At 34.3% G+C, this 15,839-nt stretch carries 15 protein-coding genes and 1 pseudogene; 15 read left to right on the forward strand and 1 reads right to left on the reverse strand.

The annotated features are described in order from the left end of the window. Nucleotides 1-593 precede the first annotated feature (593 nt). Complete coding sequence (locus NSQ57_RS07980; protein WP_342425884.1) at nt 594-2,033, forward strand: toll/interleukin-1 receptor domain-containing protein; 1,440 nt, start codon at nt 594-596, stop codon at nt 2,031-2,033. 894 nt (nt 2,034-2,927) lie between these two features. Here NSQ57_RS07980 and NSQ57_RS07985 read toward each other — a convergent pair. Beyond that, nucleotides 2,928-3,104: a hypothetical protein gene (locus tag NSQ57_RS07985; RefSeq protein WP_167669709.1), complete on the reverse strand. Its 177-nt coding sequence runs from the start codon at nt 3,102-3,104 to the stop codon at nt 2,928-2,930. Nucleotides 3,105-3,659: 555 nt separating this feature from the next. Between NSQ57_RS07985 and NSQ57_RS07990 the strand changes: the two genes are divergently transcribed. From NSQ57_RS07990 to NSQ57_RS08055, 14 genes and pseudogenes are all read left to right on the forward strand, one after another. Continuing rightward, nucleotides 3,660-4,343 (forward strand): zinc ribbon domain-containing protein, encoded by a 684-nt coding sequence (locus tag NSQ57_RS07990; protein ID WP_342425885.1) that lies wholly within the window; start codon nt 3,660-3,662, stop codon nt 4,341-4,343. 247 nt (nt 4,344-4,590) lie between these two features. Beyond that, nucleotides 4,591-5,205 (forward strand): copper amine oxidase N-terminal domain-containing protein, encoded by a 615-nt coding sequence (locus NSQ57_RS07995; protein ID WP_342425886.1) that lies wholly within the window; start codon nt 4,591-4,593, stop codon nt 5,203-5,205. 154 nt (nt 5,206-5,359) lie between these two features. Next, complete coding sequence (locus tag NSQ57_RS08000) at nt 5,360-5,878, forward strand: hypothetical protein (protein WP_342425887.1); 519 nt, start codon at nt 5,360-5,362, stop codon at nt 5,876-5,878. 22 nt (nt 5,879-5,900) lie between these two features. Then, the gene (locus NSQ57_RS08005) at nt 5,901-6,371 is read left to right on the forward strand and encodes a hypothetical protein (RefSeq protein WP_342425889.1); all 471 of its coding nucleotides are present in this window, start codon (nt 5,901-5,903) and stop codon (nt 6,369-6,371) included. Nucleotides 6,372-6,489: 118 nt separating this feature from the next. Next, nucleotides 6,490-6,831 (forward strand): hypothetical protein, encoded by a 342-nt coding sequence (locus NSQ57_RS08010; RefSeq protein WP_342425890.1) that lies wholly within the window; start codon nt 6,490-6,492, stop codon nt 6,829-6,831. A gap of 1,052 nt (nt 6,832-7,883) precedes the next feature. Then, nucleotides 7,884-8,615 carry a YiiX/YebB-like N1pC/P60 family cysteine hydrolase gene (locus NSQ57_RS08015; RefSeq protein ID WP_342425891.1) on the forward strand — a complete coding sequence of 244 codons (732 nt, stop codon included), beginning with the start codon at nt 7,884-7,886 and terminating at the stop codon, nt 8,613-8,615. Nucleotides 8,616-8,680: 65 nt separating this feature from the next. After that, complete coding sequence (locus tag NSQ57_RS08020; RefSeq protein ID WP_340931807.1) at nt 8,681-9,853, forward strand: hypothetical protein; 1,173 nt, start codon at nt 8,681-8,683, stop codon at nt 9,851-9,853. A gap of 18 nt (nt 9,854-9,871) precedes the next feature. Then, the gene (locus tag NSQ57_RS08025; protein ID WP_029516574.1) at nt 9,872-10,150 is read left to right on the forward strand and encodes a hypothetical protein; all 279 of its coding nucleotides are present in this window, start codon (nt 9,872-9,874) and stop codon (nt 10,148-10,150) included. Nucleotides 10,151-10,350: 200 nt separating this feature from the next. Further along, on the forward strand, nt 10,351-10,683 hold the full coding sequence (locus tag NSQ57_RS08030) for a hypothetical protein (RefSeq protein WP_342425892.1): 333 nt from the start codon (nt 10,351-10,353) through the stop codon (nt 10,681-10,683). Between the two features lie 178 nt (nt 10,684-10,861). After that, a pseudogene (locus NSQ57_RS08035) lies at nt 10,862-11,478 on the forward strand (recombinase family protein). Between the two features lie 539 nt (nt 11,479-12,017). Beyond that, the gene (locus tag NSQ57_RS08040; RefSeq protein ID WP_209949841.1) at nt 12,018-13,433 is read left to right on the forward strand and encodes a helix-turn-helix transcriptional regulator; all 1,416 of its coding nucleotides are present in this window, start codon (nt 12,018-12,020) and stop codon (nt 13,431-13,433) included. A 549-nt stretch (nt 13,434-13,982) separates the two neighbouring features. Beyond that, a complete protein-coding gene (locus NSQ57_RS08045) occupies nt 13,983-14,582 on the forward strand; it encodes a papain-like cysteine protease family protein (protein ID WP_029516577.1) in 600 nt (199 codons plus the stop codon). A 25-nt stretch (nt 14,583-14,607) separates the two neighbouring features. Beyond that, complete coding sequence (locus NSQ57_RS08050) at nt 14,608-15,393, forward strand: LPXTG cell wall anchor domain-containing protein (RefSeq protein WP_230584968.1); 786 nt, start codon at nt 14,608-14,610, stop codon at nt 15,391-15,393. Between the two features lie 167 nt (nt 15,394-15,560). Continuing rightward, the gene (locus NSQ57_RS08055) at nt 15,561-15,764 is read left to right on the forward strand and encodes a hypothetical protein (protein WP_165145182.1); all 204 of its coding nucleotides are present in this window, start codon (nt 15,561-15,563) and stop codon (nt 15,762-15,764) included. Nucleotides 15,765-15,839 lie beyond the last annotated feature (75 nt).

Raw genomic sequence — 15,839 nt, forward strand, 5'->3', positions numbered from 1 at the left:
TTTCGCTGTTTAAGCCGTAAAGTCAAACGGGACAAGCTTTCATAGCAATTTTCAATTTACTGATCTGTACTGATTTATTCTATTAAAATCTTATAAATGACTGAATTTTGTGACCGCATTTGTGACCTTTTGAAGGGGAACAAGCATGTGACTGTGCATTTTACTCCTGTGAGGTCTGCTCAAATGGTTGTTTGAGTTGAGCCATAAAAAATCTATTAAAAAGAAGATATTTGTATATGGACAAAATGATCGTAGGATATAGCATTCTTCGTAACAGTGGTTTTGGGAAATTTATTATGGAGAAAAGAACTGTAACTTTGAATTGTGAAATGATCTTAAAAGACTATGAGTACTATCAGAAGAGCATAATAAGTGAGATAAGCTCAAACGAGAGCGTTAAGCCAACACAGGTAAGAGTTACGGGGATTTTAAGACTTTTCCCTATTCATAACTCAAATAATGCCTTAGAACGAGCGTGAGAGCGTCTTAGGAGTATTTCTTTGTAAAATGAATGAAATCAGAAAATTATACTCGAACAAGCGTGCTTAATATGGTATATTGTTCCTATATTTTTTATAAGGGGTTATTGCGATATGACAACTGAGTCAAAAAAACCACCTACAGTGTTTATTTCGTATAGTTGGACTACAACAGACCATGAACAGTGGGTCTATGAACTGGCTACGCGCTTGATGAGCGATGGAGTTATGGTTAAATTAGACAAGTGGGATTTAAAAGAAGGAAATGATACATTAGCATTTATGGAGAGTATGGTAACTTCAACAGAGATAGATAAAGTCTTAATTATCTGTGAGAGAGGTTACCAAGCTAAAGCTGATAAAAGAACTGGTGGTGTAGGAACTGAGACGGAATTAATTACTCCTAAAATTTATGGGAATGTTGGACAAGAAAAATTTATCCCAGTTGTTTCAGAGAGAGATGAGGAGGGCAAACCGTTTTTACCTACATTTTGCAGCTCTAGAATGTATGTTGATCTTTCCATTGAGTATGAGAAAGGCTACGAAAGACTGTTAAGAACCTTACATCAAGCACCTATGCATAGAAAACCAGCATTAGGAGCTGTTCCATCGTTTTTGTTTGAACAAGAGGTTTCACACTATGAATCTTCAAATCTAATCAAACAATTAAATAGTGCCATAGAGAACAATCCAAAGCGAGTAAGAGGAATTACAAGTAGCTTTATAAATACTTTCTTGGGAGAATTGAAACAACTTGAAATAACATCGATAGATAATCCGTCTTTTTTAGATGAAACAGTTAAAGAAAAAATAGATGAATCTTTGCCTTTAAGAAACGTATATATAAATTTCATAAATTCTTTATCCGAGTCAGATGAAATAGATTCTGACTGGATCGTAGAATTATTTGAGAGTTTGTATCCTTTAGCCCATAATCAAAAAAACAATAGCTACTATGAATCACAATTTGACCAATTTAAATTTTTTATTACTGAATTATTCATTTATACATGCGCTATTCTGATTAAACATAATCAATACAAGGTACTTTCAGAAGTATTTAATAGCGAGTTTCACACAAAGAATTTTACTAATGATAATTTAAAAATTCGTTTTGAAGGATATAGATTTTATATAGAGTCTTTAGAAAGATTAAATGAAAGACTTGGGTATAGAAAGTTTAGTTATACTGGCGAAATACTCAGTCAACGTGCTGATAACTCACTAATTAGTAAGGAAGAGTTTTTGAATACTGACCTTCTTTTACATTATATTTCTAAAATTTTAAGGCCAGATGAAAGATATTTCTGGTTTCCAACTACTTATATGTATCGATCTGCGTACTCACATTTTAAGCTTTTGTCTAAGCTTAAGTCTAAACGGCATGCTGAGAAAATTAAATGTATTTTTAATGCGGATACAATTGAAGAACTTAAATTAAGCATTTCGAGTTATTCTGTCGCTCAACCAATTCGTGTACAGAATGACTATTTCAATCAAGCACCTCACATTGCAAGCATTATTAAACCTGATGAAATAGCCACTATGCTTTAATTTGAATTTTCTACTAAAGAGAATTCAATTATTTCACAAAGCTTTTTAATACGAATGTATATAAAACACCAATTTTACCATCCAGTTGCCCCCATATTGACGGTAACTGGATTTTTTTGTATCAAAATACGACGACATCGACGTATTTGAGCAGTTTGGACTGTACTTTGATATTGAGAAGCGGATGGACCAATGGTCCATCTAGAATAATGGCGATCAAAGCGCTGGTCGTTTTGTCCAGCGGTCAATGAAGGATGTTGCTGAGCCAATTGGAGAAAATGAAATCAACATTGGACAAAATTTTGCCGGAAGTAATTCACCAGTATAACAATCACTACTATGTGAATTGAGAAGCTTCTAGGAAAATTTTGGGGAACCTTATTGGTGTCCTAACTGAATACTTAAACAATTTCAGTATTAGGCTACTAAGTTAAGCTTAGGACGTTCAAATGGGGGGGGGGGCAATTTTGGACTGTCCTGTAAAGTAGTAAAGGGTACGGAAAATTTTCCGAGGGGTCATAGCTGGTGATATAGTTTATATAACAAAATGGGTGTTATCAAGTTTTACCTCAAGTGAATATCAAATTGTAATGTCGTCACTATTCCATGTCACCAAGTGACACGATTCCTACTCCGCGAAATCGCGGAAAATTCATTCATGAGTGAGGGAGTAAAATTGCGCTGGCCTATTTTGTCTCTAGCTGGACAGAATTGTTCAATGTAACGTTTTCGTTACAACTTGATGTCCGTTGACAATAAAGTTGTAGACTGGTCACTGGTATTAAGCTAACGGGCAGTTTAGTTGAACAAGATAAGTAGAGGTTTTATGCCGCATTTGACGCAAACTGTGAAGGAGGAAGCTGGGAAAATGATAGCTAAGTGTAAAGTGTTGAGTTAACTATCCAGCTTGTTTGTTGATGTCTTTAATGTTTGTGCAGCCTCATCGAGATAGATATCTAAAAAAGTACCATCAGTAAATTTAATAACCACAGCATTAGTAGTGATGGCGACATCTTCAATCGTCCTACCTTTAAGTTTTTCAGGTATAACTTTGAAATTAGTCGATTCCACATTCATCAAATCCTTTCATTGATTACACATCTTAGTAATCGGTAATAAGTATATAAAACCTATATTAGTCTAACACTTCTCATAATAACAGTAAAAGATGAATGATAGAAATACTGAACAGTACGAAGATATTGTGTAATAAAAGAAAGCGTGCTTATTCAACTAACGGGAAACGTTAGCTTAATAAAACGGCAGCAGTTAAGGACTTTATTCTCTTCGGACGCTTGATTCTTTTAACTAAAATTGCGTTCTTAATCGGGGTACAAAAACAAGCCTAGATGATTAAATATGTCTAGGCTCTTTTCTATGTCTATGTAGTTAATTTAATGGAATGTAGGTTTATTCTTCTGTTTCTTCTGCTATATCGAACAAATCTTCTAAGCCGATACCTAAATAACCACAAATGTTAGCCATCATTGAGGTAGAAAGACGAGAGCTATCACCCCTCTAAATATTAATCAAGTGCCTAGCATTAGGTACCTTTTTGTTACTATAGACCCATTACCCAAGACATGGTAAACTATTGGTATTATTTGAGAGGTGGGACTGTTTTAAATGAACTCGTGTATTAATTGCAATAATCCACTAGAAGATGAAAGTTTATTTTGCAACAAATGCGGAGCTAAACAAAAAGATGATCGGCAGTTTAACGATAATCATGTTGATTCAGTCGATAATTCAGTTATTAAAAATAAACGAAAATTATCTAAAAAAATTCTATTTATTACTGCGGCTATCTGTGTATTGTTTATTGTGTCAGTTGTTATCTATTTAAATACTCCTGAACAAAAGGCTAGAGCAACAGTGGACAATTACTTAAATGCCATACAACATGGTGAGTCTGTAAGTAAATTTAAAAATGAATATTTTACTGATTATGTAAATGTGTTGGATTTCAAATATATTAACACTAGAGAACATTTAAGTTATGACGGTAAGCAAACTCTCACCCTTGATGAAGATTGGTACAACAAATATGAGAAACAAAAATTTTCTAGCTTTATGGCTTTTTTGATAGTTAAGGAAGCTGAATATAGAGAAAATACAGATTACACTATTCTAGAGAGCAATAGTGAAAAATTAGTTGTCAGAGACAATAAAGTTGGACATTCATTTTCCTTCTTATACGATATGCAAGTAACAAACACCTCAGGCACTCCTATCTATAAAAGGGTTGTATTTGATGTCGACAACTTCTCTGGTAAATATAAAATCTCTGATATCATAGAAAAGTACTAGTACAGACACACTATAATTACTCTTGCGATCTTATATTAACTGATGCGGATAGTTGCTTTCCCGTTTGTTTATACTATTTATAGAAAATGAAATCGATTTCGAAAATATTAAGATGGATGAATAAGTAAAAGCGCCTGTAATGGGCGTTTTTTTGGGTTTATTTAAATATAAAACAAAATTCTCCCTTATTATTGGTATATTGTGCTAATATACTAGGTATATAATACTAAAAAGGGGTTGTATAAGAGTGAAAAAGAAAGTATTAGCTAGTTCATTCGCCTTAGTATTAATTCTTTCCAGTGCTAGTGCATATGCTCACCCGGGTAGAACTGATTCAAATGGCGGGCATTATTGTCGTACTAACTGTGCTAAGTGGGGACTGCAAGACGGGGAATATCACTATCATAATGGTGGAGGATCTTCTTCAAGCAGTTCCTCATCTTCAAGTTCAAGTAAATCAACTCCTAAAAAGAACACTGCAAAGACTAAAGCAGCGAAGCCAGCTTATAAAGAATCTGGATTAAGAGTTTATGTAAACGGAAATAAATTAAGTTTTAGTAGCGAGCCATTGATTTTTCAGAATACCAATTTGGTTCCACTTCGTGAGATTGCTGAAGGCTTGGGTGCTACTCTGAACTATGATAATAATAGTGGTACAATTGGCGTAACTAAAGGAAATAGCAAAATGACACTTACCATTGGAAGCAAAATAGTGTTTTACAATGGATCATCTGAAACAGTAAGCGCAGCACCTAAAGTAATAAAGGGAGTTACCTATGTTCCTGCTCAGGTTTTTGCTAGGGGATTAGGTGCGGGCATTGAATTAGATAGCATTAATAACTCTCTAAAAATAACATACTAGAGACATGTAATGAGCTAGAAAATTTATTTGGTTTCTCTAAATACACCATTTAAAGTATCACAGGTTTTAGAAAGTTATATAAAATCTATGGTACTTTATCTGCTTGTATTTTTAGGGTGCATAGGAAAGAAATCTAGATAGTGGAGGATTAATAATGGAATTTATAACTAAATATTTGCCTTTAGTCGGAGTTGGATCTATAGTCGCACTAGCCATACTAATTTTCAAAGGTATTGCGTTAATTAACTCAACTCCTCTTGAAAAGCTATTGTACAAGAGCAACAAAAAATATATGGTAACACCACTGTCAATTGCTCTAACTGTTGCTTCTACGGCTACACTAATTGTCATCATGGGTTTTTTTACAGGTGATATCAAAACTATAAAAGACTTCAAGGGGATAATATTAGGAGCTTCAATTCTTAGCTTTTTATTATGCTTAATTATTTATGTGTCTTTATATTTTGTAGCAAAGAGGATAGGAAGAGTATACTATTTCACAGATAATATAAACGGCACAGATATTGAGCTTTACTTATTAAAGACTACTGATGAGGGTTATATTTTATTGTCTGATAAACCAGACATTTATTCTAGGGATGGATTTAAGATATTAAAGAAACAAGAAGACATACTCAATAAGAAGATTTATTCAAAGACAATCAATTCATAGTATTGGAGATGATGATCTAAAAATGGATCAAAACCAACATCACACAATGACCTACACGCTAAATAGCGGTATTAAAGGAACTATTAGCCTATCCACGAAGCAAATACAGGATTGGATAGAATCATATCGTGTAGGAAGCAAATATGTAACTACTGTAGGCAAAGAGCATTTTGGTTTAAATCCTGAGCTTGTAGCAGATTTTAAGGTACATAATGAATTTTCAGAGCAAAGGGAACATGTAGCAGCAATACAACCTACAGCCCCAAGTAAGGACAACGAACAGTTAGCAGAAGCATACAGTCAGCACAGGGTATTGATTCAGGTAGAGTGCAAATGTGGGGCTTCCTATATAGATGAGTCAGCATACAAGAGGAATAAATGGGGCTGTAAAGAATGCGGTGATATCGTGTTTCTGGACAGTAAGAAGGGTATGGTTGATACGACTAAGGGGAAAGCGTGGTATATGACCAATAGGTATTTTGTTGAGAGGTGATGAGGCTTCTTTCATATTGAAATAACCCTCTATTTATAGGTGTGATCACATAATTGAGGATATAACGCATATGGTAGTTGGTGGTATAATATTCCTACTATAAATAGAGGTGATAACTATGAACCAAACAACAATGTCCAGCTTGATTGACTTAATAACCGATATGAAAAATAAACAAAGAACAGTTGAAGATATTCTAGAAATAAGATGGAGTGTCTACGAATCATATACTTCAGAGATTGAAGAAATTATTCTAGATTCTGTTGGTATGCCAAGAGACAACACAGTTGAGATGTTAAAATTACACGGTGATCCAGAGGGATTTGTACATGAGGATACTTTCTCTAGAGACATGGCAGGTAATTGGTTCCTTGAATACAGTGAGGGCGATATTACAAAAGATCAGTTAATCGATAACATTATAAATTGGAAAGAAGTCTACAATATTTATTCTGAGTAGATAAAGGTGGCAGTATGCATCCTAGACTTGTCCAACGGATGAGTCTTTTTTATATACAGAACCAACTTGATAGAGTGAAGAAACATGAAAATATGAAAATATGTCATCCACTCCGCGATTCTTGTTACGTTTCACGATGCGATTGAGCTACGATACAAAATGCAGATAAATAAAGGGTTTTCTAATTTCTGGTTTTACACAATTTAATTTATAATAACTTAAAATTCACTTGATGCATCAAGCTTTTTTACACATTACTCCTCGATACCTACGATTGAAACCACGATGTAAAGCAATTCTTCACAAATCCCTTTATTTATCTATGTTTTAGCTATTTTTCGATACGGCAACAATTTAAATATATTCTGGCACAATTTTGAACCACAATGACTCAAAAAACCATATGAAATAAGTGTTTTATGCACATAAGATCAATTTTTACGATTGAGCTTCGATACGGGTGTAGTTACAGACTATCTCTACAGTGCCTCCAAAATTGGTGATACCCTCATATGGTTGACACAGCGTCAACTTCCTATCCACTTTACTGAGAACATCAAAATATTACTTTCAAACTATGATTACAAATAGCTTAAAAAATGTTGATCAATTTGACTTTTATTGAATCTATGTATATAATTTGAATATATTGGATAGGAATTTTTATCCAGTAGCTTAGAATATACATTTTTAATCAAAATTAGAGATTATAGCACATGTATAGATCGCCCAAATCTATATTTACTGGTACATACTTTTTTACATAAATCTCTGTTTAAAAAAAATTGATTGTTATTGGACGGTTATCCTGCCGGACATAAACAATATATTCGCAATTGCTACTTCTTACTTAGAAGGTGATTGCGTAAGCTCGTATTTCTATTTGACTTATGGAGCTAACTAACTAAATTTAACATACATCATCCTCCAAAAAATAGACATACGAGACTTTGTTATATGGAGGGACAAAAAATGAAGTATGGATAAACATGTAGACAAACTTTGAACAAGTACTCTCTTATATCAATTAAATCCCATTTGGAGGTATAATCATGAAAAATGTTCTTAGTTTAGCTTTTTCCGCTAGTCTTGCTCTAAGTATCCTTCTTCTTCCCAGTGCAAACATTTTTGCCGCCGATGAAACATCGCCTTCTTTCAGTGTTAATGACAATTCTTATCAGAAAATGAAAAATGCTGGAATGAGTGATAATGATATTGAGTTACTCCGTAAACATAATGAAAATGATCTTCAGATCCTAAAAAGCGGGGAATTGGAAGAGAAGGCATTGAATGACCAAAAAACTAGCCAATCGCTCACTGATAGCTCGGAGAATCCTAGGCTAGCAGCATCAAGTTTAGGAACAGTCGGTGATATTTTGGTTGCCTATAACGCAAGTTCGTGGGGTATTGATTTCGGATATCCAGGACATGCTGCTATTGTTTCCTTACTAAGTGGTAAAACAGTAGAATCGTTCCCAGCTGATGGAGTTCAATATCACACAAATGATTGGAGAGGTCGCTCAAATGTTTATGGAATGAGCGTTAAAGGGGCTTCGGGTTCCCAATATAGGGCAGCTGCACAATATGCAGCTAATCAAATTGGAAAACCCTATAACTGGAATTTTGTTAATCCATGGACAGAAGCTAAATTTTATTGTTCACAATTGGTGTGGAAGGCTTGGAAAACTCAGGGGATTGATGTTGATTATATAACAATTGATCCTATTGTTACCCCAATGGAAATAGCTAAATCCGGTAATACTTCAATTTACTATAGTAACTAACAAACCTAATCACTCACAGGAATATATATTTTTTCCTGTGAGTGATTTCACTAAGGGGGGACATTATGCTCTTTAAAAAAAGAATAAGAATTATTTTTGCAACTTTATTTTTACTTGGATTGGCAGTTTCAACGTTTTGGTTTACTACAACACATCATTCATTGAAAAATATAACAAAATCCGAGACATTTACTGTTGTTTATTCAAATGCAATGGATGACGGTGCAGAAATTGTGAAATACAGTAATAAAGGCGAGATTTTAGACAAAAAAAACTTAGTTAATGCCCAGTCACTTTATTATTTTGCCAAAGTAAAGAATGACTATTATTTAATGTCTGAACGAAAAAATAGACATTACATACTTAATCAAAATGGAATTCTTCAACCATTTTTTGGACCTAATAAATATGGAAAAGATAGGAATATCGGAACTTCATTTTTGAAAGAAAGCGACAATCATCTATTTTTCTCCATGAACGTGGGTATTAATCCGAGTTATTCTCCCACACAGTACACCAATGAATTGGTTTATTTCGATAAAAAAAATTTGAAATATAGAAATATTCTTTTGAATGGATATTTATTATCAACCGTTGAATACAATAATATGGCATACACTTTATATGTGAACAATAATGATAATTCTGTAGGTATTTATGTCATTGATTTAAAAACATCAAAGAAGATCAAACAATTCACTATAGAAAATCGTTTACATGGTTTAAAAGAATACTTTCCGGTAGGCCAAAATGGAGCATCACTACAAATATTTAAAGGCAAGCTTATTGTATTTCTTGATGGCAATACATCTGATACACAATTTCATCCTATAATGCAGATAATTGACCCTAAAAATGGTAAGTTGGAAAATGAAACATCTTTGTCAGATACTTCATTTTTGTTTTATGACAGCCAAATTTACAACGATAAATTATATATTCTCTCTGAAGACTTAAATTATACTATTTTCAATGACCTCAACAAAAAGCCTAAAAAGTTGAGATTAAAACAAAGCAATTCCGTCTCCGAAAAAATACAAAATGAGAAAGGAGTAATATCTGGAGTACAGTATTTTGCAGGATCTGTTTTTGTCCTATATGATTATGTCAAAAATTCTCCTGTTGATAGAATAAGGGAAATAAGAGAATATGACTTATTGACAGGCAAAGAATTACATGTCATTCCTCTAGCATTTAAATCAAACAAGGAAATGATTCGTTTTTTTCTGACTAATTAACTTTAAGGAGTGATTATTATGATTTACTGGTTATTTCCAAAACTTAATCCCCTCTTCCCTACTTTTATATTTTGCCCCATTCTGGCAATCTTGATCGGAGTATGTTTCGCCTATTTCAAAGGAAACATCTACTTAGGATTAATACTAGCCTTGCTACTGCCTCTTATATTTATTGCCACCAATTTAGAAACCATTGCAGTTAATATAGATGCTTGGCTTCTATATGGTTTTATCTACGCAATTATTACGTTTGTGGCTTATAAGATGGCGTTTTCACAGTTAGGAAAATCGAGTTAATTTTTTTACACTATTATCAATAGTCACCACGATCAAATTTTCGCACACTAACTTAGGTATAACAGGCGACGATGCATCTTTTGAGTTCAATCCAGTTTATTTGCTAATTGGAAATCATTCCGGAAATGATGGGTCTGGTTACCCGATTAAAATTTCTGAGAATGGATATGCAAATTAATTAATGAAGGGTTAGGGAAGAAGTGAAGGCTAAATTGAAATTTTTGGGGTTGGCTGCCCTTACTGTTACGTTTGCTGTAGTTATTGGTAATAATGTTTTTGCTAGTGACGATACTTCTGAAGAAATGAAGGGCGTTACAAAAGCAATAGTCCCTGACAGTGTATTAGAAGAACTTAATCATCCTGATAAAATTTATACTAAAGTTGGATTATTTATAAAAAAACCGCAATCTCTCCATGATGAAGATAAGTTCAGTCAAGATGAAGTAGTCTACGACGTTTCAAAGACTACTGATGAAACTAAAGCAATCATTCAATATGACGCTATTTACATCAAGGAAGAAGACAGTAAATAGATTTGTGTACTAAAGTATTTGAAAAGTTAAGTTGTATAATGGAATATCTAGGGCGACTTCGGTTGCCCTTTTTATTATGCTCAATTTAGCCAAGTCTTTTTCCAACACTTTGTCATATAGTATACATTTTGACATACTTTGCTAAATACAATTAATGACATAGTAGAGGATGATCCATATGAGTGAGATTAGACGCTATGGTTACATAAGAGTATCGAGTAAAGATCAGAATGAAGCTAGACAATTAGAATCGATGAAGGACTTAGGTATTATGGAACGTGATTACTTCATTGATAAGCAAAGTGGCAAGAATTTTGACAGACCACAATATCAAACATTAAAGAGCGTACTTAGACACGGAGACATTCTGTTCATTAAGGAACTTGACAGACTTGGACGGAATGCTAAAGAAATCAAACGTGAATGGCAAGATATAACGTATGAGATAGGTGCACACATTGTTATCCTTGTATGCCTATCCTTGACACTAGACAATATCAAAATGGTTTGGAAAAGGTTATATCTAGTATCGTGCTTGAATTACTCAGCTACATGGCAGAACGTGAACGTGAGAAGATAAACGGTAGACAATCTGAAGATATAGCAGCAGCCAAAAATAATGGTGTGGTATTTGGTCGGCCTAAAAAGGCAATAAGTGATGAGTTTATTACAGCATATGAGGAATGGAAGCAAGGTGGAATAACAGCAGTCGAAGCAATGAAGCGCGTAGAAATGAAGCCTAACACGTTCTATCGCAGGGTAAAGGAATATGAGCAACAGAAACAAGTAGGATAAATTGTTCATGTGTATGGAGCCTAGATGATTATGTCTAGGTTTCTTTGTTATGTCTGCTGATCAAATACTAGCAGGTACAATAAAAAGGACGGGGGGTATTTTACATCATAAACGTCTATTTAATTTCCAAAATTGCCCCTAACACATTCACTTTCACACTCAAGTTATTTTTTGACTCGATACCGTCCCTAATATCATTAAGGTTGATTGTATGCCATACATCCAATCAAGGCTCAATTCATAGATTAAAACACAAGGGAATGCGAACCTGACTATTAATCTGGTACTTTGTATTGGATGAGTTGTGTTCTAATTTTTTAAATAAACTATACATCAACATAAAGACGATATCCTTAATCATGAAATCATACGTAACTATCCCAAAAGGTATCTTGAGTACTATATGAAAGGTATATGATTTTATACCAAAAGATGGTACAATCAAGATCGTTAGAGCATTTTACTACTTGTTTCACAACTACATAATAATTTTTACTATGCATCGTATTGTGAGTCTACATTGAAAGGGTGGTTTATCGATGAAAATTACACCCACGATTAGAGCAGAATTGGAACAATATCTTAAACAAGAAGGCTTAAACCTATCGGAATTTGGACAAATTACAGGGATGAATAGGGGAATAATAAGTAGCATTGTAACAGGTAATAAATCTATGTCTATTAACCAGCTCGATCGTATTACTGAAGCTATGGGCTTACCAGAGGGTCACTTTTATGAATTGTTTATAGAAAATTACATCATTGATCATCCTCCAAATATGAGGCGAATCGAGCCGTTTTTGTATCGCTGTGCGGAGTTGGACAAGTTGGATGCGATCCGTCGAGTAGTGGGAGCCATCATGGACAATCTACTCTATTCACCCAAGCTATTTGAAATAGCGGAAGAATTGTTGTCGCAGGGACGACTAGAAGCGGCATTGATACTTTATGAGGGGGTAGCTGAAGCGGAGAGATATCAACATTCTGAACGCCTGGCAATCTGCCAATATCGTATTTTTAAAATTCAGATTAATGACGATCAAAATCAAAATGTTGGGGCGGCAGCCGTATTTGAAGCTTTTGTCGAAAGACTAGATGAAATAGACCAGCTTGACGCATTGAAGGATTTGGCTAACGTGTACAGATCATTGCGTAAATGGGATAAGGTTGATGAGATGGCGAGGAAAATGAGAGCTAAAGCCGAAATACAATGTACACTGAACCATCAACAGAACAGCCGAGAACAGATCGAATCTAGCGACAAGCTAAGTCGTCCCTTGTTTGTGTACATTGCTTATGCAGACTTGCTCTGTGCTAATGCATGTGAAGAGCAGGGTAATTATGAGCAGGCATTACACTATACATATGCCTACTCCAATTTAGATTGGGTTAGAGAGACCGATGAGGATACCCAGCACTGGATTGGCTTGTTTAAACATTGGTCACAAGCTAACATACTTGCATATAGGCTTTTATCTGGTGATGTGAGTGTGCTTCATGAATATCTAAACTTTATTGATGACTCATCAGATACGATTCAAGAAGATAGGGTAACTCAACTACTTAACATAATGACGGCGGCTAACCGTTATGAGCTTGATTTAAACGATATACTTAAACGATTTGAAACAGAGATTGCGTCTTTATCTCAGCGACCATCATCAGATGATATGTATACCCAGCAAGTAATACCGGAATACTCTGCACTTTGTGGATATGAATTGGCTTATTATTATTTAGATCATGGGATGCACAATGATGGCTTTAATCATTTGTTTTGTGCAATGGTAAAAGCGCATATACTAAATAATGAGACATATTTTATAAATTGTATGGGGTTGTTTGTGCGTTTCAAAGCCCATGCGGTATCTGAAACCAAAACAGAGTTTTACAATCTCATTGAAAAGGTGTGGTTAAACAATGTTGAAAAAAGTGGTAATGTTGATCGTTGTTAGTAGCTTTTTGTTCACCTTAGCTGTACCTATTTATCTGAATAGTCATGATGGAGGATTTCAAGTCTTTGCAACACATGGAGGAGCTTAAATACGAATTGATTTGAAAATTCGTTAAAACTGCACCCCTGAAATAGGTTTAATTACGGAACCCAATAGGCCAACGCAGGGGAACCTCAAAAATTCTATTATTAAATAATGTTCTATTCCAAGACCTACAACTAAAGTAGGTCTTCTTTATGATTTGTTAAAACTTTTTTTGTGAACTAATCCATTATTAACCAAGACGAGGGTTTGAAGAAGGAGGTGCATTATGAAAAGGGACGACGGTTTACGTCAAAGGATGGGATACCTTCAACGTTGTGCGTAATTAAGGAAGTAGCAGGATACTGTTTTATTAAAATTGTTGATATTTTAACACTTACAGGAAAATGATTAATACAGTGCCGACTTACTATTTTTGCAATAATGTTGAATAAAATGTTATATTATTGTATTTTCTGTATTATTATTGTATTGTATTCCAAATAAGAAAAAAGAAAGTGTCATTACATGAAAAAAATAAAAATGACAGCATTTGTGCTTATGGGGGTATTAGCACTTAGTGCTATCGCTCCATTAACATCAGCCCAAGAGATCAATTCAGACAAAATCACACCTAGTTACATAGATTACAAATCTCTTCCTGTGCCTTCGCATAAACAAGAGAAATCTAATTGGTGCTGGGCTGCTACTTCACAGATGGCTATAGAACATTTAGGTGGAAATAAAACTCAATCTCAAATTGTAAAATATATTAAAGGTAGCCTCGTAAATAAGGGAGGCACGGATAAGGAAGTAAAAAGCGCGTTAGCATATGGGGGGTTGAACTCTACAATTGATAAAGAGCCGATACCCTTTGGAACTATTATCTCTCAAATAAAAAGAAATCAACCGCAATTAGCACATATCGTGTGGAAGGACGACTCTGATCTTGGACATATGTATCTAATAAATGGATATTCCGATAATACAAATTTAGGATTTCAAAAAGTATATTACAAAGACCCTGCCGTTGGTGAGAAGATGGATAAAATAGATTACTATGATGGATTTGTTAATAATAGAGATTTTAGTTGGTACAGCACTATAAACGAAATTTATGTTAATTAAAACGAGACTAAGGAGGACTGATAAAATGTATAAAAAAATAATTGGTATTGCGTTTTCTTGTATCTTATTGTTACCTATAACCGTCTTAGCGGCAAATGAGGTTCCGAAAGAAGTTGAGCAATCTATTGAAAAGGATTTGGGGAATTTCAAAGATGATATTAGAAAGAATACAGGATTTAAAATAACAACTACTAAAGAAGCGGAAAATTTAACTCTTGATGAAGGTTTTAAGGTTTACACTGTTAATTCTAAAGCTGTTAGATCAGGGAATACAGATAGAGCTAATGACATTTTAAAATCTAAAGGGTACTTATTTTCCATAAAAAGTGGACAACAAAATAATGGTATTGTTTTTTCAGAAGATGGGAAAAGAATACGATCAGCTTATAGTGATCTTGAGTTTCCGAGTCAATTCGAAGAAGCAAAGAAATTGATTGGCTACGATGAAAGCAGCAAACTGATATATGATGATCGACTGGCTACGGTTGCTCTAATTTCTGATATAGATGGGAAGGAAGTTGTGGTTCCTCTTAGAGAGAGCGTATACATGGAATTTAAGCCATTGAAAGTATACAATTTACAGGAGTTTGTAGAGTTTCTATCTGCCAATGAGAAGGCTCGGCAAGAAGCTTCTGAAAAAAATGATTCAGATGAACTGATCTCTGGGGGGAGTCCATCTAATCTAAACTCGACTACTTCGCAGCTCATTACAAGCAAAATCAGCACAGAAAAAGTGTCACTATTTTCTATTGCCGGGTTAGCAATTATTGGTGGCATTTTTTTCGTAATTAAAAGAAGAAAAAAGTTATAGATTAATCTTGTATACAATAAACTGTGTAATAGTTTTGATATAATTAGACGGCTTGGCGGGCTGGAATTATCTATTTAAATTCAACTCAGATAATGAAGTGTTGTAGGTGGCTAGATGGATATTCCGTCTAGCCTTTTTGATTTGTGTTGAGTTGGAAAGAATCTGGAGTGAGGGATGGGAGCGCCAATCTAGAAGGGAATAATCAGCATACATATGAAAGTGCTGAGCAAAATAATTTTGGTCAGCAAAAAACACAGGCTGATATTGCACATGAGTTAAATATAACAACTCAGCAACTAAGAAACTACAAAAAACTCCTTACGCTTATCCCTGGGTTGCAAGATATGGTTGAAGATCATGGCACGTTTTAAGTCTTTAGACGTAGGTAGAAAGGTTAATCCTTCATATAACAATTAGGAATTAAGTTCATTTTCCATAAATCGGAA

This window comes from Paenibacillus sp. FSL L8-0502 (genome assembly GCF_038593055.1).
Lineage (GTDB): Bacteria > Bacillota > Bacilli > Paenibacillales > Paenibacillaceae > Paenibacillus > Paenibacillus polymyxa_D.